The organism is Sphingomonas sp. EU05-FHT14C10 (assembly GCF_058790595.1).
In genome coordinates this window covers 203,283-222,017 of sequence record NZ_JBYTEN010000003.1, presented here as the reverse complement: position 1 = coordinate 222,017, position 18,735 = coordinate 203,283, and the positions used below count along the sequence as shown (strand labels likewise).

The following is an 18,735-nucleotide window of genomic DNA, read 5'->3' as shown; positions in this document are numbered from 1 at the left end:
GAGACAAAGGTGAATCTACCGCCCGGCAATCCCCTTGGCCGCCGCCAGATAGGTGCGCCCGATCCGCACTTCATGCCCGTCGGCAAGGTCGGCATACCAGACGCCGCTGCCGTCGTGGCGCAGCTTGGCGATGCGGTCGCGGCGGACGATCGTCGATCGGTGGAGGCGGATGAAGCGATCGGGATCGAGCCGTTCCTCGAGCGCGCTGATCGTCTGGTGGAGCAGGAAGCTGCGCGCGCCGACGTGCAGGCGCATATAATCGCGCTCGGCGTCGATCCGGTCGATATCCTCGGATGCGACGCGGATCAGCTCGGCGCGGTGCGGCACCCAGAATTCCTCGGCATAGGGCGAAGCTTCGGCCGGCGCGCCGGCCGGCGGCGCCTGGCGCCTCTTCTCCCCGACGCGCGCGATCGCGCGGGACAGGCGGTCGGGGGCGACGGGCTTCAGAAGATAGTCGATCGCCGCGAGATCGAAGGCCTCGACCGCGAAGCTGTCGAACGCGGTGATGAAGATCACCGCCGGCCGCTCCGCCGATTGCCCGAGCGCGCGGGCGACGGAGATGCCGTCGCGCTCGGGCATCGAGATGTCGAGCAGCAGCAGATCGGGCTTGAGCGCTTCGGCAAGCCGCAGCGCAGCCTCGCCATCGGTCGCGGTGCCGACCAGCGCGATGCCCGGCTCGCGCGCGCACAGCAGTTGCAGCCGTTCGACCGCGAGCGGCTCATCGTCGACGATCAGCGTGCGCAGCGGGGCATCGCCTTCAGCAGCCATTGCGTGTCTCCGGGAACGTCAGCGTGACGCGGAAGCCGCCGCCCGCCGGCGCTTCGCGGGTCAGCGTCGCCCCGGCGCCGAAGCGCGCCGCCAGCCGGTCGCGGACATTGGCGAGGCCGATGCCGCCGCCCTCGCCCTTGACCGCCGAGCCCTTGCCGTCGTCGGCGACCACGATCGTCAGCCAGCCGTCCGCGGTGCGGGCCGAGATCGTCACGGTCACCGGGCGCGCGGCGGGCGAGACACCATATTTGATCGCATTCTCGACCAGCGGCTGGAGGATCAGCCCGGGCACGCAGACGTCGAGCAGCGCATCGGGAATGTCGATCACGGTGCGCAGCCGATCGGGGAAGCGGACCGCCTCGATATCGAGATAGAGCTGCTGGAGCTTCACTTCCTCGGCCAGCGTCACATCCTCGAGCGGATCGCCCGACAGGCTGGTGCGGTAGAAGGTCGACAGGTTCATGATCATCCGCTCGGCCTCGACCGGGCGCTCGGTCATTACCAGCGAGCTCAGCGAATTGAGCGTGTTGAACAGGAAGTGCGGATTGACCTGATAGCGCAGCGCCCTGATCTCGGCATCCTTGGCCGCGCGGGCGAAGGCGGCGGCCTTGCGCTCGGCCTCGCGCGTCTCGGCGGCATAGGAAATGGCGAGGTAGAGCGCGGCCCATGCGGCGAGGAAGAAATAGCGCGAGATCGCAACTTCCGCGAAGACCTGCAACGCCGTGCCGCTGTCCTTCATCTCGCGGAGCAGTTCGGGGTCCTGCGTCAGCCCGACGGGATCGTAGACGTTGAAGATATAAAAGTTGAAGCCCGATATCGCGAGCGCGCACGGCATCGCGCCGAGAAAGGCGGCGATGACGCGCTGGCCGAACGGCCGGTCGTCGAACAGCCTGAGGAACAGGTAGAGGCCGTAGGTCAGCGCGATGCCGAACACAGTGACGACCGCACGGCGCTCCGCCATTTCGCCCTGCGACGGAAAATCCATCACCACGGCGCGCGCGGTGGTGACGAGGATATAGAACAGCCAGAATCCGAGTATCGTGTAGAGCGCGACTTCCTGGCCGATGCGAGGCCGGCGGTTCGCCGGGTTTTGGGCAATCATGCCGCTTTCTACCGCGCCCGCGCGCGCGGCGACAGCAGGCGCGCCGTCGATCGTCGAAACCGGTTGTTGCTTCATCGAACGGAACCCCTCGCCTGACCGCCCGTTGCAGCGTCATAACCGAAGGAGGACGACGTGGGAACGAAGGTCAGGGGAAAGCCCGGCGACGCCGGCCGCGATCGCAAGCTCTCCGAACGGCTGGCGCGCGATCCCGAGAATCTCGATGCCCAGCTCGATGTCGGGCTCGACGAATCGATGGACGCATCCGATCCGCCCGCCGTCGTCGCGCCAGGATCGGACGAACCCGAACCGGGCGTCGATAAGCCGGTGCGCTGACCGGCAAAGCCGTTACCGGTCCGTCATTGCGAGCGCAGCGAAGCAATCCAGAGTGGCGCCGGGCATTCTGGATTGCTTCGCTGCGCTCGCAATGACGGGAAGAGATGCAATTCCCACTGTTGCGATGCTGCAACGCCCGGTGCGCAATTGACCTGATTTCCGCGCCGTGTCGCAATTCTGTTGCAGTGCAACACGCTTTCTGATTCGATCCTGTCCTGTAGGCAACAGTCGGTTAACGCGCCGGTAAGCGGGGTCGGCGCATGATCCGCCTGATGGATCGGAGGCGAAGACGATGAGTTCGGGGGCAAGGCAGGCTGCCGGCGCGCTGGCTCTGGCCGAGATGCGCGAATTTGCTGGGTTCGAGGCGGCGACGCAGCGTTATATCCGTCGCTCGCTCGATGTCGGGCTTCGGCGGATCGACGCGATGAAGCTCTGGTCGCGCGACGTCGTAGAGGCCGCCAGCATCCGCGCGCAGTCCCGCGTCTACGACCGGCTCGACGAACTCCGCGCCCGCGTTCCCGACGATAGCGGCCTCGATGCGATCGAGCCGTTCATGGCGCCGCTCGTCACCGTCTCGGCATTCGACCTCGGGCAGAACCGGCTCAACAGCTTCGCCGCCTATCGCTTCCTCTACGAGCGGCTGATCGGCGCCAATGCGCGGCCCTGGCTGCCCGGCGCCTTCTGCGCGGCGGCGGCGCTCCCGCATCTCCACCCTGATAAAAGGCGCGCGCTGCTCCAGTCGATCAGCGAAGCGGCGGCGACCGCCCCTGGCTGGTCGAACCGCGAGCCCGGCTTCTACCCCGCCTGGGTCGACAAGGTGGACGTGACCGCGCTTCCCAACTGAGCGTCAGCCGCGCATCGCGCTCGCCAGCGTCTCGCTCGTCACAGGATAGCCCCGATCCTCGGGGATGCAGAGCAGCCTTTCGCCGTCGCGTTCCTCGATCCACGGCGTGATCGTCTCCGCCGGGATCGTGCGCGCATGCGCCACGGCGGACGCGAAGTCGGCGAACTGGGCAAGGCGTTCGAGGTTGCGGCGCGTGGGAAAGATGATCTTGCCCTCGCCCCGGTCGCAGGCGGCGATCACCTCGGCCGCGCCGGCCCAGAAGACGCGGACATTCTCGGTCGCGTCGACGACCGGGTCGGGCGCGCCCTCGGGAAGCGCCGCCAGATAGAAGCGCGTGTCGAAGGTCCGCGCTTCCTTGAAGTTGGGCCGCCAGCGCGCGAAGGGCTCGAGCCGGTCGAGCAGGGGATCGATCCCCGCGATCGCCAGCGCGTCGCCCAGCGCCCTGCCTTCGTGGAGCCGCGCGCGCAGTTCGGCCAGCGCCTCGCCGCCGGGCAGCGGGTCGAGCGCGGGGGCGATGCCGCTTTCCTCGATCGTCTCGCGGATCGCCGCGACGCGCGCCGCCGCATCGTCAGGATCGAGCACGCCGCCGATCGCCGCCGCCAGTTCGCGGTCGGCGGGGTCGATCCGCCCGCCGGGGAAGACGAGCGCGCCCGCCGCGAAGGCCATCGATCCCGCGCGCTCGACCATCAGCAGTTCGGGCGGCGCGTCGGCGCGGTCGCGGAAGAGGACGAGCGTGGCGGCGGGGATCGCGGTATCGGTCATCGTGCGATGCTATGCATGGCCGGCCTCCTGTTGCCCAGCCTCCTGTTGACAGCGGCGCGCCTGCCCGCCTTGATCGCGCGATGGCAACGACACCGCTTCGCCCCATGACCTTCGACGCCGCGATGACGCTGGGCTGGAACCACGCGCGCGCCGGCCGGCTCGAAGAGGCATCCCACGCCTTCGGCCGCGCGACGGCGATCGTGCCGGGATCGCCGGTCGCCTGGCGCGCGCTGGCCGACACGCGCCACGCCGCCGGCGACCGCAAGGGCGGCGACGCCGGGCATATGCGCGCCATATCGCTTTCGGTGCGCGAGCCGCGTCTCGTCGAGGCCGCGCGCGCCATGGCGGAGGACAAGATCGCCGTCGCCGAGCCTCTGCTGCGCGCGCAATTGAAGGACGCGCCGACCGATGTTGCGGCGATCCGCATGCTGGGCGAACTCGCGACGCGCCTCAGCCGCTATGGCGATGCCGAACGGTTGCTGGGCCGCGCGCTCGAACTCGCGCCGTCCTTCGATCCCGCGCGCCACAATCTGGCGGTGATCCTCTACCGCCAGACCAAGTCGCCCGAAGCGCTGGCCGAGGTCGAGACGCTGCTGAAGCGCGATGCGCAGAACATCGCCTACCGCAACCTGAAGGCCGCGATCCTCGTCCGCGTCGGCGATTACGAGACCGCGATCGCCATCTACCGCAAGGTGCTCGCCGACCAGCCGAAGCAGCCCAAGGTCTGGATGAGCCTGGGCCACGCGCTCAAGACGGTGGGCGACATTCCCGCCAGCGTCGACGCCTATCGCCGCAGCATCGATCAGCAGCCGGGGCTCGGCGAAAGCTATTGGAGCCTCGCCAATCTCAAGACCTTCCGCTTCGAGGACAGCGAGCTGGCGACGATGCGCGCGTTGCTGGCGGGCGACGCGCTTTCGCCCGAGGATCGCTTCCATATCGAATTCTCGCTGGGCAAGGCGCTTGAGGATGCGGCCGATCACGCCGAATCCTTCGCCCATTATGCCGAGGGTAACCGGCTGCGGCGCGAGCTGCTGCATCACGATATCGACGAGCTGACCGACCAGCGCGAACGCGCCGGGCGGCTTTATACGCCGGCCTTCTTCGCCGCGCGCGCCGACGCCGGTTGCCCCGCGCCCGATCCGATCTTCGTCGTCGGCATGCCGCGTTCGGGATCGACGCTGGTCGAGCAGATCCTTTCCAGCCATCCGCTGATCGAAGGCACGATGGAACTGCCCGACATGACGACGATCGTCCGTCGCCTCGCGGGCAAGAAGACGCGCAGCCAGGACAGCGACTATCCCGAGATCGTCGGCACGCTTTCCGCTGCCGAGCTGACTGCGCTGGGCGAGGAATATCTCGATCGCACGCGCATCCAGCGCAAGACCGACCGGCCCTATTTCATCGACAAGCTACCCAATAATTTCCTGCATGTCGGCCTGATCCGGCTGATCCTGCCGCAGGCGAAGATCGTCGACGTGCGCCGCCATCCGCTCGGCTGCTGCTTCTCGGGATATAAGCAGCATTTCGCGCGCGGGCAGGCGTTCAGCTACGACCTGACCGAGATCGGCACCTATTATGCCGATTATGTGCGGCTGATGGCGCTGTGGGACGCCGTGCTGCCCGGCCATGTCCACCGCGTCACCTATGAGAAGCTGGTCGCCGACATGGAAGGCGAGACGCGCGCGCTGCTGGCCTATCTCGGGCTCGATTTCGATCCCGCCGTGCTGCGCTTCTACGAAACGCGGCGCGCGGTGCGCACGCCCAGCGCCGAGCAGGTCCGCCAGCCCATCTACGCCGATGGGCTCGATCAATGGCGGCATTACGAACCCTGGCTTGGCCCGCTCAAAGCGGCGCTTGGCCCGGTGCTCGATCATTACCCCGATGCGCCGTCGCCTGTAGTATAATTGCAACATCGCGCAGGATTGCGACCGGACGTTGTGCGGCGCGGCATGAGTGCGCTTGACAGGATTTCGACCCCGTAACAGCCTTGTCGCAACAGACAAATTGGGGGGTCGTTGATGAAGTCCGTTGCCCGTGCAGGCGTGAAAACATTGTTTGTCAGCGCTTTGCTTGCATCCTCCAGCCTTGTGGCCGCGCAGACGACGCCGCCCGCCGAAACCAGTTCGCCCGATGCGGCCGAAGGGCTGGGCGACATCGTCGTCACCGCGCTGAAGCGCACCGATACGCTGCAGAATATTCCGCTGGCGATCACCGCGATCGACACCAAGAAGCTCGATCAGCTTCAGGTCGCCGATTTCTACGATTATGCCCGCTACCTGCCGTCGCTGTCCTATCAGACGATCGCGCCGGGCTTCTCCAACGTCTATTTCCGCGGCATCGCGAGCGGCGAGAACGCCAACCATTCCGCCCAGTTGCCCAGCGTCGGCACTTATCTCGACGAAGCCCCGATCACGACGATCCAGGGCGCGCTCGACATCCATGTCTACGACATTGCGCGCGTCGAGGCGCTCGCCGGCCCGCAGGGCACGCTCTACGGCGCGTCGAGCGAGGCGGGCACCGTCCGCATCATCACCAACAAGCCCGAGATCGGCAAATTCTACGGCGCGGTGAATGCCGAGGTGAATACCGTCCGCCACGGCGATCAGGGCTATGTCGGCGAAGGCTTCGTCAATATTCCCATCGCCGACATGATGGCGCTGCGCGTGGTCGGCTGGTACGATCATGCGGCGGGCTATATCGACAATATCTTCGGCTCGCGCACCTTCCCCACCGGCGACATCACCGTCAACAACGCGCCGTTCGTGAAGAAGAACTACAACGACGTCGACACTTATGGTGGCCGCGCCTCGCTGCTCATCGAGCTCGACGACAACTGGACGGTGATGCCCCAGCTCATGGGGCAGAAGCAGAAGACCAACGGCTCCTTCGCCGAGGAGCTGGGCCTCAAGAAATATCAGACGATCCAGTATAATCCGGAGAAGATCCAGGATAACTGGTATCAGGCCGCTCTGACCATCACCGGCAAGCTCGGCAGCTTCGACCTGACCTATGCGGGCGCCTATCTGAACCGCAAGGACCACACCCAGTCCGACTATTCGGACTATGCCTATTATTATGACGCGCTGTTTGGTTACGGCGCCTATTATGTCGATAACGAGGGAAACCCGATCCCCAACCAGCGCGTCGACGGCTTCGATCGCTACAAGAAGATGAGCCACGAGCTGCGGCTCAGCTGGCAGGGCGATCATGCCCATTGGGTCGTCGGCGGCTTCTACCAGCGCCAGACGCACAATATCGAGCAGCATTATATCATCGACGGGCTGGCGAACGACCTGTGGGTCGATCCCTCGGCGCCCGACAATATCTGGCTGACCAAGCAGCGCCGCGTCGATCGCGACTATGCGGCCTTCGGCGAACTGACCGTCAATCCGACCGACAAGTGGGAAGTCACGCTCGGCGCGCGCGTGTTCAAATATGACAATTCGCTGGTCGGCTTTTACGGCTACGGGCTGGGCTTCAGCTCGGGGACAGGCGTCGGCGGCTGCTTCGGGCCGGCGATCGTGCCGGGCAGCCCCTGCACCAATCTCGACAAGCGCGTGAAGGACACGGGCTTCACGCACAAGATCAACATCACCTACAAGATCACGCCGAACAAGCTGATCTACTTCACCAACTCGCGCGGCTTCCGCCCGGGCGGCATCAATCGCCGCGGCACGCTGCCGCCCTACAACCCCGATTTCGTGCTCAATTACGAAGCGGGCTGGAAGACGAGCTGGCTCGACAACCGGCTGCGCTGGAACGGCGCGCTTTACTGGATCGACTGGAAGGACATCCAGTTCTCCTATCTCGGCGCGAACGGCCTGACCGAGATCCGCAACGCCGGCAACGGCCGGTCGCGCGGTGTCGAGACCGAGATCACGGCGGCGCCGATCAAGGGGCTGACGCTCACTCTTTCGGGCGCTTACACCGACGCGAAGCTCAAGACGCCTTATTGCCGCATCGCCAATCCGCAGTTCGACTGCTCGATTCCTGAAGGCAATTTCACCCAGGCGCCGGCGGGCACGCGCCTGCCGATCACGCCGAAGTATAAGGGCAATGTGCAGGCGCGCTATGAATTCGATGCGCTGGGCGGCACCGCGCACGTCCAGGCGGCGGGCGTCTATCAGAGCAAGATCAGCTTCGATCTGCGCACCGTGGAGCGCGGCATCCTCGGCGACCAGAAAGGCTATGGCACCGTCGATTTCGCGGCGGGCTGGGACAAGGGACCGTATAGCGTAGAGCTTTACGTGCGGAATGCCTTCGACGCCGAAGGCGGCGTGTTCCGCTTCACCCAATGTGCGGTGCAGACGTGCGGAGGGACGGTCTATTCGATCCCGGTCCAGCCGATGACGATCGGCCTCCGGCTGGGGACCAAGTTCTGACTTATTCCTTGCGCGCGCCCGTCCGTTCCGTTTGAACCTTGACGTCATGAGCGAGAAACGTCCCTTCGGATTCTGGACGGCGACAGCGCTTGTCGTCGGCGGCATGATCGGCTCGGGCATCTTCATGCTGCCCGCGCAGGTCGCGCCTTATGGCTGGGTCAGCGTCATCGCCTGGGCGATCAGCATCGGGGGCGCACTGTCGATCGCCTGGTGCCTGTCCAGCCTCGCTTCGCACATGCCGGAGGAAACCGGGGCGATCGCGATCACCGCATCGGTGCTCGGCCGGCTGGTCGGCGTGCTGGTGGGGTGGAGCTACTGGATCTCGGTCTGGACGGCGGTGGCGGCCATCGCGATCGCCGCCACCGCCTATATCTCCGTCTTCCTGCCCGTGCTCAATGCGCGGCCGATCTACGGGGCGCTGGGATCGGTTGTACTCATCTGGCTGATGACCCTGCTCAACCTCGGCGGTGCGCGGCTTGCCGGGCGCTTCCAGGTCGTCACCACGATATTGAAGCTCGTTCCGCTCGCCGTCGTCATCGTGATCGCGGTGGCGCTGGCGCATGCAGGCAGCCTCGCGCCGCCGTCCTTGCCTGCAGGTTTCGGCATTGCGGCGCTCACCGCCCCCGTCGCGCTCACCTTCTTCCCGCTCGTCGGCTTCGAGACCGCTTCGGTCGCGGCGGAACGCGTGCAGCGGCCCGAAGTGACCATCCGCCGCGCGACCATGGCGGGTACGGCGCTCACCGGCTTGCTCTATATCGTCGTCTGCTCGGGCATCGTGCTGGCGTTGCCGGCGGACAAGCTGGCGGCGTCGGCGGCGCCTTTCGCGCTGTTCGTCGAGACCTTCTGGGGGCCGGGCGCGGCGCTGACGATCGCTGCCTTCGCCGCGATTGCCGCGATCGGCGCGCTCAACTGCTGGGTGCTGATCCAGGGCGAAGTGCCGCTGAGCATGGCGCGCGCCGGGCTCATCCCCCGCTGGTTCGCCAGGACCGAACGGCATGACGTGCCGGTGCGCGTGCTCGTCCTCTCCTCGATCGCCGCCAGCCTGCTGGTGCTGTTCACCGCCAGTGGGTCGCTGTCGAGCCTGTTCGAGCTTGTGCTGCTGCTCACCACATCCTCGTCGCTGTGGTTCTATCTCGCTGTGTGCATCGCCGCGATCGTCCGCCGCGTCGCGGTGCCGGCCGCCCTGCTCGGCGCCGCCTTCTCGCTCTGGGCCTTGTGGGGGGCAGGGGTGAAGCCGAGCTCGCTCAGCCTGCTGCTGACGCTGACCGCGCTCCCGCTCTACCTGATCCGCCCGCGCCAGCCGGCCGTGGCCTGATCAGCCCCGGCTGCGCAGCAAGGCTTCGGCTGGCATGGCCAGCAGGATCAGGTTAAGCGCGATCAGCAGCCCGATCGCTATATATTCGCCGCGCGTCAGCGGCTTTTCCTCATGCTCCCGCATGCACCCGGTTTAACGGCCTCCGGAGAGCATGGCGGGCGAACCTGCGCCATAACCGAGCAAAAAGGCCGGATTCGCGTCCGAATCGCATCGGCTTGTTCGACGCCCGTAAAACAGCTACGCCGAAAACCTTATTCCCCCCTGATAAGCTAGCAGGAATGTCCCGCGCCGCCTTCCACCGCGCCGATCCCGATGTCCGCCGCCTCGAACTGATCGAGGCCGCCGCGCGCGTGCTGGCGCGCAGCGGCGCCACCGGCGCATCGGTCCGCGCAATCTGTGCGGAGGCTGGCGTCTCGCCCGGTCTGCTCGGTCATTATTTCGCCGGGGTCGATGCGCTCATCGCCGAAACCTACCGCCATGTCGGCGAGAAGGTGGCAGGCGTGCATGGCGGAGCGATGCGCGCGGCGGGTGACGATCCGCGCGCGCAGCTCCGCGCCTATGTCACCGCCAGCTTCGGCCCGGAGATCGTCGATCGCGCGCTGCTGTCGACCTGGCTCGCCTTCTGGAGCCTCGTCATCTCCGATCCCGCGATCGCGGCGCTCCACGGCGATATCTATGCCGATTATCGCCGCACGATCGAAGCGCTGGTCGCCCAATGCGCGCCGCATCGCGACGCCCGCATCGCCGCGATCGCGATCGGCGCGCTGGTCGACGGCCTGTGGCTTGAGCTGTCGCTCGACCCCAGCGTCTTCACGCCGGCCGAAGCCTGCGCGATCGTCGAGGACTATCTGGAAAAGCTGGTCTAGATTGAGCGGCGCGGTCTGAGGTTTCTCGCGCTGATCTGGCTGGTGGAGCCGAAGGGAATCGAACCCTTGACCTCGTCATTGCGAACGACGCGCTCTCCCAACTGAGCTACGGCCCCTCGCCAGATTTTTCGCGGGTCGCCCCGCGAGGTCGCACCCTGTAGCGGCAGCTTTCGGGGGATGCAACAGCCTCTTTTACAAGATCGTGACCGCGTATCCGGGCAGCGGCGCGGCGCCGTGCCGCTTTCTTTCCAACATCGCCTTGTCGCTGCGTTCGGTTTCGGAATAGGACTGAATGCACAGACCAAAGAGGAGAGATGAAATGGCACGCGCCTGGCACCTGAAATCGCGCCCCAAGGGTGAGCCCGTGATCGGCGACTTCGAACTGAAGGCGCTTCCCGATCAGTCCCTCGCGGACGGCGAGATCCGCGTCCGCAATCTCTGGCTGTCGGTCGACCCTTATATGCGCGGGCGGATGAACGACGTGAAATCCTATGTGCCACCCTTCCAGATCGGCGAGCCGATGACGGGCGGCGCGGTCGGCGAAGTGATCGAGAGCCGCAACCCCGGCTTCGCGGTGGGGGACAAGGTGCTCCACATGGCGGGTTGGCGCGACGAGGCGGTCGTCGTCCCCGAACTGATGCCCACCAAGCTGCCCGATCTGGGCGTGCCCGACGAGGCATGGCTCCACAATCTGGGGCTGACCGGGGGCACCGCCTATTTCGGCCTGCTCCGCACCGCGAGCGCCAAGGAAGGCGACATCGTCTTCGTTTCGGCGGCGGCTGGCGCGGTCGGGTCGGCGGTGGTGCAGATCGCCAAGCTGAAGGGCATGACGGTGATCGGATCGGCCGGCGGGCCTGATAAATGCGCCTGGGTGAAGGAACTCGGCGCCGATGCCTGCATCGACTACAAGGCCGGGCCGGTGCTGCCCCAGCTTGCCGAGGCCGCGCCCAAGGGCATCGACGTCTATTTCGACAATGTCGGCGGCGAGCATCTCGACGCCGCCTTCGCGACCGCGCGGCAGAATGCGCGCTTCGCGATCTGCGGCATGATCGACAGCTATAATGACGGCAAGCCGCTGGAGATGCGTTACCTGATCCGCACCATCCCGGCCCGCATCCGCATGCAGGGCTTCATCTACACCGATTTCTACTCGGAGTTCCCGGCCTTCACGCAGGAGATGGCCGGGTGGGTGAAGGCCGGCAAGGTGACGGCGCGCACCACGGTGAAGGACGGGCTGGAAAGCACGGTCGATGCCTTTCTCGGCCTGTTCAAGGGCAGCAACACCGGCAAGATGCTGGTGAAGCTGTAAGATGGGGGCACGCCTCTGACGTCATTGCGAGCATAGCGAAGCAATCCAGTCCGATGCCGAGCATCGCTGGATTGCTTCGCCGTCTCGCAATGACGAAAGGGGTTACAGCACGCCCTTGAAGGTATCGCACTGGGCGGGATCGCCGCTGTCGATGCCGCGCTTCAGCCATTCCATGCGCTGCGCCGACGTGCCGTGGGTGAAGCTTTCGGGCACCGGGCGCTGGCCCGCCGCCTTCTGCAGCGTATCGTCGCCGATCGCATTGGCCGCGGTCATGCCTTCCTGCACGTCGCCGGGATCGAGCCGGTCGCGATTCTGCGCGGCCCAGACGCCGGCATAGCAATCCGCCTGCAATTCCATCCGCACCTGCAGCTGGTTGGCCTGCGCTTCGCCGCCGCGCGACTGGGCGGCGCGGACCTTGTCCGAAATGCCGGTGATCGTCTGGATATGGTGGCCCATCTCATGCGCGATCACATAGGCCTGCGCGAAATCGCCGGCGGCGTGGAAGCGGTTCTGGAGCTCGTTGAAGAAATCGGTGTCGAGATAGATGCGATTGTCGGTGGGGCAGTAGAAGGGCCCCATCGCCGATTGCGCCGCGCCGCAGCCCGAGCTGCCATTCTGGCTGTAGAAGACGAGCTTGGCTGGGGTGAACTGCTCGCCATGCTGGGCGAAGATCTTGCTCCACGTGTCCTCGGTGCTGGCCATCACCTGGCAGGAGAAGCGGCTGGCGGCGTCGATCGCGCAGCTTTGCGCCGCCGTCTTGCCGTTGGTCACAGCTTGCGGGGCGGGGCCGCCGACCGTGCCGCCGCCGCCGAACGGATTGATGCCGAGGAGGAAAGCGCCCGCGATCACCACGATGATCCCGACGATGCCGAATTTGGAGCCGACGAGGCTGAGGATCAGGCCGAGACCGCCGCCGCCCATCCCGCCGCCGCCAAGGCCCAGCCCGCTGCCACCGCCCGCGCCGCGCTGGTCCTCGACATTGTCGCTGGTCCGATAGTCGTCGAGCCGCATGATCTTTCCCCGATTTAATGACGGGGACAATGCGCCAGCTTCGCTTCTGTTGCAAAAGGAACAATAACGCTCTTACGCTATTTGGGATATTGCAGCGCAATATGGCCGACTCGGAAAGCCCCAGAGCACGCCACTCGGCGGAAGCACTCCCCCTCCCCAGCGAGGTGGCGCTCGTCCTTCAGGGCGGGGGCGCGCTCGGCTCCTATCAGGCAGGCGTATTCGAGGCGCTGGCCGAGCGCGGCATCGCGATCGACCGCGTGGCCGGCATCTCGATCGGCGCGGTCAACGCCGCGATCATCGCCGGCAATCCGCCCGAGCGTCGCGTCCATCAGCTCGAGCAATTCTGGAATATTGTGACGGGCGGACTGCCCAGCTTCCCGATCTGGAACGACGACCGGATGCGCGAATGGCTCCACGAGCTGTCGGCGGGCTGGGTGGCGAGCGCGGGGGTGCCGGGCTTCTTCAAGCCACGCATGATGCCGCCTTTCCTGGCGCCGCCGGGCAGCCCCGATGCGCTCAGCTTCTATGACAGCGGCGCGCTGGCCGAGACGCTAGACCGGCTCGTCGACTGGGATCTGCTCAACAACGGCCCCGTCCATTTCTCGGTCGGCGCGGTCGATGTCGAGAGCGGCAACTTCTTCTATTTCGACAACCGCAAGCAAAAGATCGATGCGCGCCACGTGATGGCGTCGGGCGCGCTGCCGCCGGGGCTGCCCCCGGTCGAGATCGACGGGCGGTTGTGGTGGGACGGCGGGCTCGTCTCCAACACGCCGCTGACCGACGTGCTCGACACGCAGACCAGCGACCTGCTCGTCTTCCAGGTCGATCTGTTTTCGGCCACCTCGGTTCGCCCCAAGACGATCATGGACGTGATCGCGCGCGAGAAGGAAATCCGCTTCTCCAGTCGCACGCGCCAGGTCAGCACCGAACAGGTCAAGCTGCGCCGCGCGCGAGAGATCGCACAGCGCCTGCTCGCCAAGCTGCCGCCGGAACTGCGCGACGATCCCGACGCTGTGGCGCTCTGCGCGATCGCGACCGAGAAGCCGGTCAGCATCGTCCACCTCATCTACCGCGCCAATGCCTGGGAAGGCGGATCGCGCGACTTTGAATTCTCGACGCGGACGATGCGCGAGCATTGGGATGCCGGCCGCGCCGCCGTCGCCAAGACGATGGGCAAGGCGGGCGTGCTTGCGCGCAACATCCTCGACGGGCGGACCGCGACGTTCGACCTTGCGCGGGATCATGCCGAATAATCCACCGCGCCAGTCCCTCGGGCGCCAGCAGAAAGGCGAATGCACATGTTCCTGAAAGGCAAGACCGCCCTCATCACCGGTTCCACCTCGGGCATCGGCCTCGCCTATGCGAAGGCGCTGGCGGGCGAGGGCGCGGCGGTGATGATCAACGGCTTCGGCGACGCGGCTGATATCGAGAAGGAGCGCGCCGCGATCGCCGGGATCAGCGGGGCGGGGGCGCTCTATTCGGCCGCCGACATGACCAAGCCCGAGGAGATCGAGGCGATGGTCAAGGAATGCGCCGACAAGCTGGGCGGGCCGGACATCGTGATTTCCAACGCCGGTATCCAATATGTCTCGCCGATCGACCAGTTCCCGATCGACAAGTGGAACGCGATCATCGCGATCAACCTGTCGTCGACCTTCCACCTGATGCGCGCCGCGATCCCGGGCATGAAGGCGAAGAAGTGGGGGCGGATCATCTCGACCGCATCGGCGCACTCGCTGGTCGCCAGCCCCGACAAGTCGGCCTATGTCGCGGCCAAGCACGGCATCGCCGGGCTGACCAAGACGGCGGCGCTCGAAACAGCGCGCTATGGCATCACCGTCAACTGCATCTCGCCCGGCTATGTGTGGACGCCGCTGGTCGAGAAGCAGATCCCCGACACGATGAAGGCGCGCGGGATGACGCGCGAGCAGGTGATGAACGACGTGCTGCTCGAGGCGCAGCCGACCAAGGAGTTCGTGACCGTGGATCAGGTCGCGGCGCTCGCGCTTTATCTGTGCGGCGATGCGGCCAAGTCGATCACCGGCGCCAACCTGTCCGTCGACGGTGGCTGGACGGCCGAATAGACCGCTCCGGTCGCGATCGCGGCTGGCCAAGCGCGCGCGCCCTGCTATCCTCGCCGCAAAAGCGGGGGTCGTAATGTTGAGGGTTGCCGGGCTGCGCGCAGGTGGCGCGTTGCTGTTTCTGTCCATGCCCGCGTCGCCGGCCATTCCGGCGCGCGTGGACGTGACCAAGCTCGATTGGCGGCGCGTTGCGACCGATGCTGATCGCCAGCGCATCCGGGGCTGGCGCGATGCGCTGCTGAAGGGTGTCGCGGCGGCGCAGGCCGACGGCTATGGCCGCGAGATCGCCGCCGAAGGCGCGCTGTTCAAGCCCGAGGCCGCGCTCGACGGCGCCGCGATGCCGCCGGGCAATTATAGCTGCCGCGTGATCAAGCTGGGCGCCAAGGGCAGCGCGACGCTGACCTATACCAGCTATCCCGTCTACACCTGCCGCGTCGACGGCGCGGGCAATGGCGCGCAGCTGCGCAAGACCACGGGGTCGCAGCGCCCCACCGGCGTGATCTTCACCGACGGCGATGCGCCGCGCCAGATCTTTCTCGGCACGATGATGCTCAGCGACGAACGGCGGCCGGTCAATTATGGCCTCGATCCCGATCGCGACATGGCGGGGATCATCGAACGGATCGGCGACAAGCGCTGGCGGATGCTGCTGCCCTATCCGCGCTTCGAAAGCATCGTCGACGTGGTGGAGCTGGTCCCGCAGCCTTAGTCCGCGCTGACCCGCTTCCCCTCCCGTTCGCTTCGAGCGTAGTCGAGAAGCGTCGGTGCAAGCATATCTCGACTTCGCTCGACACAAACGGAGAACCTGTCTGCGCGCGGTCGAGGTCAGGATGACGCTCGATCACTTGCCGTCGGGCGTCATCGCCATCACGTCGATAAAGCGGCCGCGCGCGTCGAAGCGGCATTTGAACGCCTTGATGCCTTCGCTTCCCCTGTCGACCGTGCCCGAGATAGAGGTCGTCCCGCCTTCGTCCTTCGCCAGCTTCGCGGTCTTCACGTAGATCGGCCTTGTGCCGTACATGCCAGACACCTCGCCGCGGCAATAGGCCGCGCGATTGCCGTGGGTAACGGGCGGCCCGGCAGCGACGATCAGCGCCGCCGCGGGCGCGAGGAGCAGGAAGCGGGGGACGGGCCGGTGCATCATCACCTCCTCCATGCGGTGGCAGTCGCCCCGACCTTAGCCGATCGGGGTGCGAGGACCAACCGGCCCGGCGCGCCGATCAGCGCTTGCGATGCTCGCCCTTGACCCAGCGCACGGTACCAGAGCTGGCGCGCATCACCACGCTGTCGGTGGTCATCACGCCGCCCTTGAGGCGCTTGACGCCGTCGAGCAGCGAACCGTCGGTCACGCCCGTCGCGGCGAAGATGCAGTCGCCGCGCGCCAGTTCGGTCAGGTCATAGATCTTGTTGAGATCGCTGATGCCCCATTTGCGCGCGCGCGCCTTCTCATCCTCGTTGCGGAAGAGCAGGCGGCCCTTGAACTGCCCGCCGACGCAGCGGAGCGCGGCCGCCGCCAGCACGCCCTCGGGCGCGCCGCCCGATCCCATGTAGATGTCGATCGTGGTGTCCGGGTCGGTCGTCGCGATCACGCCGGCCACGTCGCCATCGGGGATGAGCATGATGCCGCAGCCGATCTCGCGCAGCCCGGCGATCAGCTTCTCGTGGCGCGGACGATCGAGGACGCAGGCAATCACCTCATGCGGCTCGACGCCCTTGGCGGCCGCGACGGCGCGGATATTGTCGGCGGGCGACTTGTCGAGGTCGATCACGCCTTCGGGATAGCCGGGGCCGACCGCGAGCTTGTCCATATAGACGTCGGGCGCGTTGAGCAGGCAGCCTTCCTCGCCGATAGCAAGCACGGCCAGCGCGTTGGGGCCGGCCTTGGCGGTGATCGTGGTGCCTTCGAGCGGATCGAGCGCGATATCGATGCGCGGGCCCTTGCCGACGGCGGAGCCGACCTTCTCGCCGATATAGAGCATCGGGGCCTCGTCGCGCTCACCTTCGCCGATCACGACGGTGCCGTCCATGTAAAGGCCGTTCAGCGCCTCGCGCATCGCCTCGACGGCGGCGGCATCCGCAGCCTTCTCGTCGCCGCGGCCAACCAGCTGCGACGCGGCGATCGCCGCCGCTTCGGTGACGCGAACCATTTCGAGCACCAGAACGCGATCGAGAACCTTGCTTGCCTTCACCATATTCGAAAACCTCTCTAGCCGGTGATCCGGTCCTATTGGCTTGCGCCGCGCGATAGGCGAGGCTTGGGACAATGTCGAGAATCGCCGCCGTATCCTGCCTGGCATTTTTGATGTCCGCCCTGCCGGCAAGCGCGCAGACGGCGGAGGAGGCGATCGCGCAGTCCCGGTCGCTGACCGGCGTCGATGCCGATGGCTGCGCGAAGCAGCGCGACGCGAGCGCCATCGTGGTGTGCGGATCCAACCTCGAAAGCCGCCGTCAGCGCCTGCCCTATCGCGAGCCGGACGATGCCGGGGCGCCGCCGCCGAAGGGCGAGGTTCGCGCCGCGTCCGCCGCGCCGATCCGGCAAGGCTCGTGCGGGGCGTTGATCGCCGACAAATGCGGGGGCGGTTTCAGCATCCTCGCGCTGGTGCCGTTCGCCGCGAAACTGGTCGCAAAGGCGATCGACCCCGAAAGCGGCGATCCGCCGACGCCCATTCCGACGCCGCGTTGATCGCGTTGTCAGATAAGGGGTTCCCCCACAGCGCCTGACTTGCCATGGAGCCGCCATGGCTTCCCCCCGGCAATTTCCGCCGTTCGGCGAATTCGTCGCGCTGATCGCCGCGTGCATGGCGATGACCGCGCTGTCGATCGATTCGATGCTGCCGTCGCTGCCCGCGATCGGCGAGGGGCTGGGCGTGGCCAACCCCAATCATCGGCAGTGGGTGATCGGGGCATTCATGATCTCGTTCGGCGTCGGGCAGGTCATCCACGGTCCCCTGTCCGACAGGTTCGGGCGGCGGCCGGTGCTGCAGGTCAACCTGATCCTCGTCGCCATCTTCAATCTCCTCGCGGCCTTTGCCGGCAGCTTCGCGATGCTGATCGCCGCGCGCGTCGCCTGCGGACTCACCGTTTCCGCGTGCCGCGTGCTCGCGGTGTCGGTGGTGCGCGACCGGTTCGAGGGACGCCAGATGGCGCGGGTGATGAGCCTTGCGATGATGGTGTTCATGGCCGCGCCGATCCTGGCGCCGAGCGTGGGGCAGCTGATCCTGTTCGTCGCGCCCTGGCACTGGATATTCATCGCGCTGTCGGCCTTCTCGCTCGGCCTGTGCATCTGGATCACATTGCGCCTGCCCGAGACGCTGACGCCCGATCATCGCCTGCCGCTTTCGGTAAGCCGCATCGCGGCGGGGTGGCGGACGACGCTCACCGAGCGCAACTCGCTGGGCTACACCGCTGCGCTGGCATTGCTGTCGGGCGGGCTCTACGGCTTCATCAATTCGGTGCCGCAGGTCTTTTCCGAGGTGTTCCATCGGCCGCTGCTGCTCACACCGGTCTTCGCCTGCGTTGCGGGAACGATGGCGCTGGGCTCGCTGCTCAACTCGCGATTGGTGGTGAAGCTCGGCACGCGGCGCATCTCGCACAGCGCGCTGATCTGCTTCATCGGCTTCGCCTCGCTCCACCTCGCGGCGGGACTGACGCAGATGGATACGCTGCTGAGCTTCGCGGTCGTGCAGGCGCTGATGATGGGCTGCTTCGGCCTCGCCACCGCCAATTTCGGCGCGATGGCGATGGAGAAGATGGGCGGGCTCGCGGGCACTGCGGCAAGCGTGCAGGGCTTCTTCGCGACCGTCGTCGGCGCATTGATCGGGGTCAGCATCGGCCAGGCCTTCGACGGCACGACGGTGCCGCTCTACAGCGGCTTCGTGCTGACCGGGCTTGCCGCGCTCGGCGTCGTGCTGGCGACGGAGCGCGGCAAGCTGTTCCAGCCGCACGCGCGGGCTTAAGGGGGG

Annotated in this window: 19 protein-coding genes and 1 tRNA gene; 12 read left to right on the top strand and 8 right to left on the bottom strand. The window is 66.5% G+C overall.

Annotation, left to right across the window (positions count from 1 at the left end; genetic code table 11):
- Positions 1-15: 15 nt before the first annotated feature.
- Together AC3WT0_RS05775 and AC3WT0_RS05770 are read right to left on the bottom strand one after the other, a co-directional pair.
- Positions 16-768, bottom strand: a complete 753-nt coding sequence (locus tag AC3WT0_RS05775) for a LytR/AlgR family response regulator transcription factor (RefSeq protein WP_492752156.1) — start codon at positions 766-768, stop codon at positions 16-18.
- Complete coding sequence (locus AC3WT0_RS05770; RefSeq protein WP_492752200.1) at positions 758-1,870, bottom strand: sensor histidine kinase; 1,113 nt, start codon at positions 1,868-1,870, stop codon at positions 758-760. Before AC3WT0_RS05770 ends, AC3WT0_RS05775 begins: the two co-directional genes overlap by 11 nt.
- Positions 1,871-2,002: 132 nt before the next feature.
- On the opposite strand from AC3WT0_RS05770, the gene AC3WT0_RS05765 reads away from it, so the two are divergent.
- Both AC3WT0_RS05765 and AC3WT0_RS05760 read left to right on the top strand, forming a co-directional pair.
- Entirely contained in the window at positions 2,003-2,203 is a 201-nt protein-coding gene (locus tag AC3WT0_RS05765; RefSeq protein WP_492752155.1) for a hypothetical protein, read from the top strand.
- Positions 2,204-2,495: 292 nt separating this feature from the next.
- A complete protein-coding gene (locus tag AC3WT0_RS05760; protein WP_492752154.1) occupies positions 2,496-3,047 on the top strand; it encodes a hypothetical protein in 552 nt (183 codons plus the stop codon).
- A gap of 3 nt (positions 3,048-3,050) precedes the next feature.
- Here the strand turns inward: AC3WT0_RS05760 and AC3WT0_RS05755 are convergent, their stop codons facing one another.
- Positions 3,051-3,809: an NUDIX hydrolase gene (locus tag AC3WT0_RS05755; protein WP_492752152.1), complete on the bottom strand. Its 759-nt coding sequence runs from the start codon at positions 3,807-3,809 to the stop codon at positions 3,051-3,053.
- An 80-nt stretch (positions 3,810-3,889) separates the two neighbouring features.
- Here AC3WT0_RS05755 and AC3WT0_RS05750 point away from each other — a divergent pair, with 80 nt between their 5' ends.
- The 3 genes from AC3WT0_RS05750 (at position 3,890) to AC3WT0_RS05740 (ending at position 9,506) form a co-directional block, all read left to right on the top strand.
- Positions 3,890-5,713 carry a tetratricopeptide repeat-containing sulfotransferase family protein gene (locus AC3WT0_RS05750; protein WP_492752151.1) on the top strand — a complete coding sequence of 608 codons (1,824 nt, stop codon included), beginning with the start codon at positions 3,890-3,892 and terminating at the stop codon, positions 5,711-5,713.
- Positions 5,714-5,827: 114 nt separating this feature from the next.
- A complete protein-coding gene (locus AC3WT0_RS05745; protein ID WP_492752150.1) occupies positions 5,828-8,191 on the top strand; it encodes a TonB-dependent receptor in 2,364 nt (787 codons plus the stop codon).
- A gap of 46 nt (positions 8,192-8,237) precedes the next feature.
- Positions 8,238-9,506, top strand: a complete 1,269-nt coding sequence (locus tag AC3WT0_RS05740; RefSeq protein WP_492752148.1) for an APC family permease — start codon at positions 8,238-8,240, stop codon at positions 9,504-9,506.
- Here the strand turns inward: AC3WT0_RS05740 and AC3WT0_RS05735 are convergent, their stop codons facing one another.
- The gene (locus AC3WT0_RS05735) at positions 9,507-9,629 is read right to left on the bottom strand and encodes a hypothetical protein (protein ID WP_492752147.1); all 123 of its coding nucleotides are present in this window, start codon (positions 9,627-9,629) and stop codon (positions 9,507-9,509) included.
- A gap of 155 nt (positions 9,630-9,784) precedes the next feature.
- Between AC3WT0_RS05735 and betI the strand changes: the two genes are divergently transcribed.
- The gene (gene betI, locus AC3WT0_RS05730; RefSeq protein ID WP_492752145.1) at positions 9,785-10,372 is read left to right on the top strand and encodes a transcriptional regulator BetI; all 588 of its coding nucleotides are present in this window, start codon (positions 9,785-9,787) and stop codon (positions 10,370-10,372) included.
- A gap of 40 nt (positions 10,373-10,412) precedes the next feature.
- Here betI and AC3WT0_RS05725 read toward each other — a convergent pair.
- Positions 10,413-10,488: transfer RNA gene (locus AC3WT0_RS05725), tRNA-Ala, on the bottom strand.
- 203 nt (positions 10,489-10,691) lie between these two features.
- Here AC3WT0_RS05725 and AC3WT0_RS05720 point away from each other — a divergent pair.
- Positions 10,692-11,681, top strand: coding sequence for an NADP-dependent oxidoreductase (locus AC3WT0_RS05720; RefSeq protein ID WP_492752144.1), 990 nt, complete (start codon positions 10,692-10,694; stop codon positions 11,679-11,681).
- 102 nt (positions 11,682-11,783) lie between these two features.
- Here the strand turns inward: AC3WT0_RS05720 and ypfJ are convergent, their stop codons facing one another.
- Positions 11,784-12,692, bottom strand: a complete 909-nt coding sequence (gene ypfJ, locus AC3WT0_RS05715) for a KPN_02809 family neutral zinc metallopeptidase (RefSeq protein ID WP_492752143.1) — start codon at positions 12,690-12,692, stop codon at positions 11,784-11,786.
- Between the two features lie 101 nt (positions 12,693-12,793).
- On the opposite strand from ypfJ, the gene AC3WT0_RS05710 reads away from it, so the two are divergent.
- The 3 genes from AC3WT0_RS05710 to AC3WT0_RS05700 all read left to right on the top strand — a co-directional run bounded on the left by AC3WT0_RS05710 (position 12,794) and on the right by AC3WT0_RS05700 (position 15,482).
- On the top strand, positions 12,794-13,945 hold the full coding sequence (locus tag AC3WT0_RS05710) for a patatin-like phospholipase family protein (RefSeq protein WP_492752142.1): 1,152 nt from the start codon (positions 12,794-12,796) through the stop codon (positions 13,943-13,945).
- 45 nt (positions 13,946-13,990) lie between these two features.
- Complete coding sequence (locus AC3WT0_RS05705; protein WP_492752141.1) at positions 13,991-14,776, top strand: 3-hydroxybutyrate dehydrogenase; 786 nt, start codon at positions 13,991-13,993, stop codon at positions 14,774-14,776.
- Positions 14,777-14,849: 73 nt separating this feature from the next.
- A complete protein-coding gene (locus AC3WT0_RS05700) occupies positions 14,850-15,482 on the top strand; it encodes a DUF4893 domain-containing protein (protein WP_492752139.1) in 633 nt (210 codons plus the stop codon).
- Positions 15,483-15,614: 132 nt separating this feature from the next.
- Here AC3WT0_RS05700 and AC3WT0_RS05695 read toward each other — a convergent pair whose 3' ends face one another.
- Together AC3WT0_RS05695 and glpX are read right to left on the bottom strand one after the other, a co-directional pair.
- Positions 15,615-15,917 carry a hypothetical protein gene (locus tag AC3WT0_RS05695; protein ID WP_492752138.1) on the bottom strand — a complete coding sequence of 101 codons (303 nt, stop codon included), beginning with the start codon at positions 15,915-15,917 and terminating at the stop codon, positions 15,615-15,617.
- 76 nt (positions 15,918-15,993) lie between these two features.
- Complete coding sequence (gene glpX, locus AC3WT0_RS05690) at positions 15,994-16,965, bottom strand: class II fructose-bisphosphatase (protein WP_492752136.1); 972 nt, start codon at positions 16,963-16,965, stop codon at positions 15,994-15,996.
- Positions 16,966-17,075: 110 nt separating this feature from the next.
- Here glpX and AC3WT0_RS05685 point away from each other — a divergent pair, with 110 nt between their 5' ends.
- Together AC3WT0_RS05685 and AC3WT0_RS05680 are read left to right on the top strand one after the other, a co-directional pair.
- Positions 17,076-17,456: a hypothetical protein gene (locus AC3WT0_RS05685; protein WP_492752134.1), complete on the top strand. Its 381-nt coding sequence runs from the start codon at positions 17,076-17,078 to the stop codon at positions 17,454-17,456.
- Positions 17,457-17,511: 55 nt separating this feature from the next.
- Positions 17,512-18,729 (top strand): multidrug effflux MFS transporter, encoded by a 1,218-nt coding sequence (locus tag AC3WT0_RS05680; protein WP_492752132.1) that lies wholly within the window; start codon positions 17,512-17,514, stop codon positions 18,727-18,729.
- Positions 18,730-18,735: the final 6 nt, after the last annotated feature.

What these genes read in the sequence shown, in the direction of transcription:
- AC3WT0_RS05685 (WP_492752134.1), top strand. Translation starts at nt 17,076, where the DNA reads ATGTCCGCCCTGCCGGCAAGCGCGCAGACGGCGGAGGAGGCGATCGCG.
- AC3WT0_RS05720 (WP_492752144.1), top strand. Translation starts at nt 10,692, where the DNA reads ATGGCACGCGCCTGGCACCTGAAATCGCGCCCCAAGGGTGAGCCCGTG.
- AC3WT0_RS05745 (WP_492752150.1), top strand. Translation starts at nt 5,828, where the DNA reads ATGAAGTCCGTTGCCCGTGCAGGCGTGAAAACATTGTTTGTCAGCGCT.
- AC3WT0_RS05740 (WP_492752148.1), top strand. Translation starts at nt 8,238, where the DNA reads ATGAGCGAGAAACGTCCCTTCGGATTCTGGACGGCGACAGCGCTTGTC.
- AC3WT0_RS05760 (WP_492752154.1), top strand. Translation starts at nt 2,496, where the DNA reads ATGAGTTCGGGGGCAAGGCAGGCTGCCGGCGCGCTGGCTCTGGCCGAG.
- AC3WT0_RS05680 (WP_492752132.1), top strand. Translation starts at nt 17,512, where the DNA reads ATGGCTTCCCCCCGGCAATTTCCGCCGTTCGGCGAATTCGTCGCGCTG.
- ypfJ (WP_492752143.1), bottom strand. Translation starts at nt 12,692, where the DNA reads ATGCGGCTCGACGACTATCGGACCAGCGACAATGTCGAGGACCAGCGC.
- betI (WP_492752145.1), top strand. Translation starts at nt 9,785, where the DNA reads ATGTCCCGCGCCGCCTTCCACCGCGCCGATCCCGATGTCCGCCGCCTC.
- glpX (WP_492752136.1), bottom strand. Translation starts at nt 16,965, where the DNA reads ATGGTGAAGGCAAGCAAGGTTCTCGATCGCGTTCTGGTGCTCGAAATG.
- AC3WT0_RS05705 (WP_492752141.1), top strand. Translation starts at nt 13,991, where the DNA reads ATGTTCCTGAAAGGCAAGACCGCCCTCATCACCGGTTCCACCTCGGGC.
- AC3WT0_RS05735 (WP_492752147.1), bottom strand. Translation starts at nt 9,629, where the DNA reads ATGCGGGAGCATGAGGAAAAGCCGCTGACGCGCGGCGAATATATAGCG.
- AC3WT0_RS05710 (WP_492752142.1), top strand. Translation starts at nt 12,794, where the DNA reads ATGGCCGACTCGGAAAGCCCCAGAGCACGCCACTCGGCGGAAGCACTC.
- AC3WT0_RS05775 (WP_492752156.1), bottom strand. Translation starts at nt 768, where the DNA reads ATGGCTGCTGAAGGCGATGCCCCGCTGCGCACGCTGATCGTCGACGAT.
- AC3WT0_RS05700 (WP_492752139.1), top strand. Translation starts at nt 14,850, where the DNA reads ATGTTGAGGGTTGCCGGGCTGCGCGCAGGTGGCGCGTTGCTGTTTCTG.
- AC3WT0_RS05755 (WP_492752152.1), bottom strand. Translation starts at nt 3,809, where the DNA reads ATGACCGATACCGCGATCCCCGCCGCCACGCTCGTCCTCTTCCGCGAC.
- AC3WT0_RS05750 (WP_492752151.1), top strand. Translation starts at nt 3,890, where the DNA reads ATGGCAACGACACCGCTTCGCCCCATGACCTTCGACGCCGCGATGACG.
- AC3WT0_RS05770 (WP_492752200.1), bottom strand. Translation starts at nt 1,870, where the DNA reads ATGATTGCCCAAAACCCGGCGAACCGCCGGCCTCGCATCGGCCAGGAA.
- AC3WT0_RS05695 (WP_492752138.1), bottom strand. Translation starts at nt 15,917, where the DNA reads ATGATGCACCGGCCCGTCCCCCGCTTCCTGCTCCTCGCGCCCGCGGCG.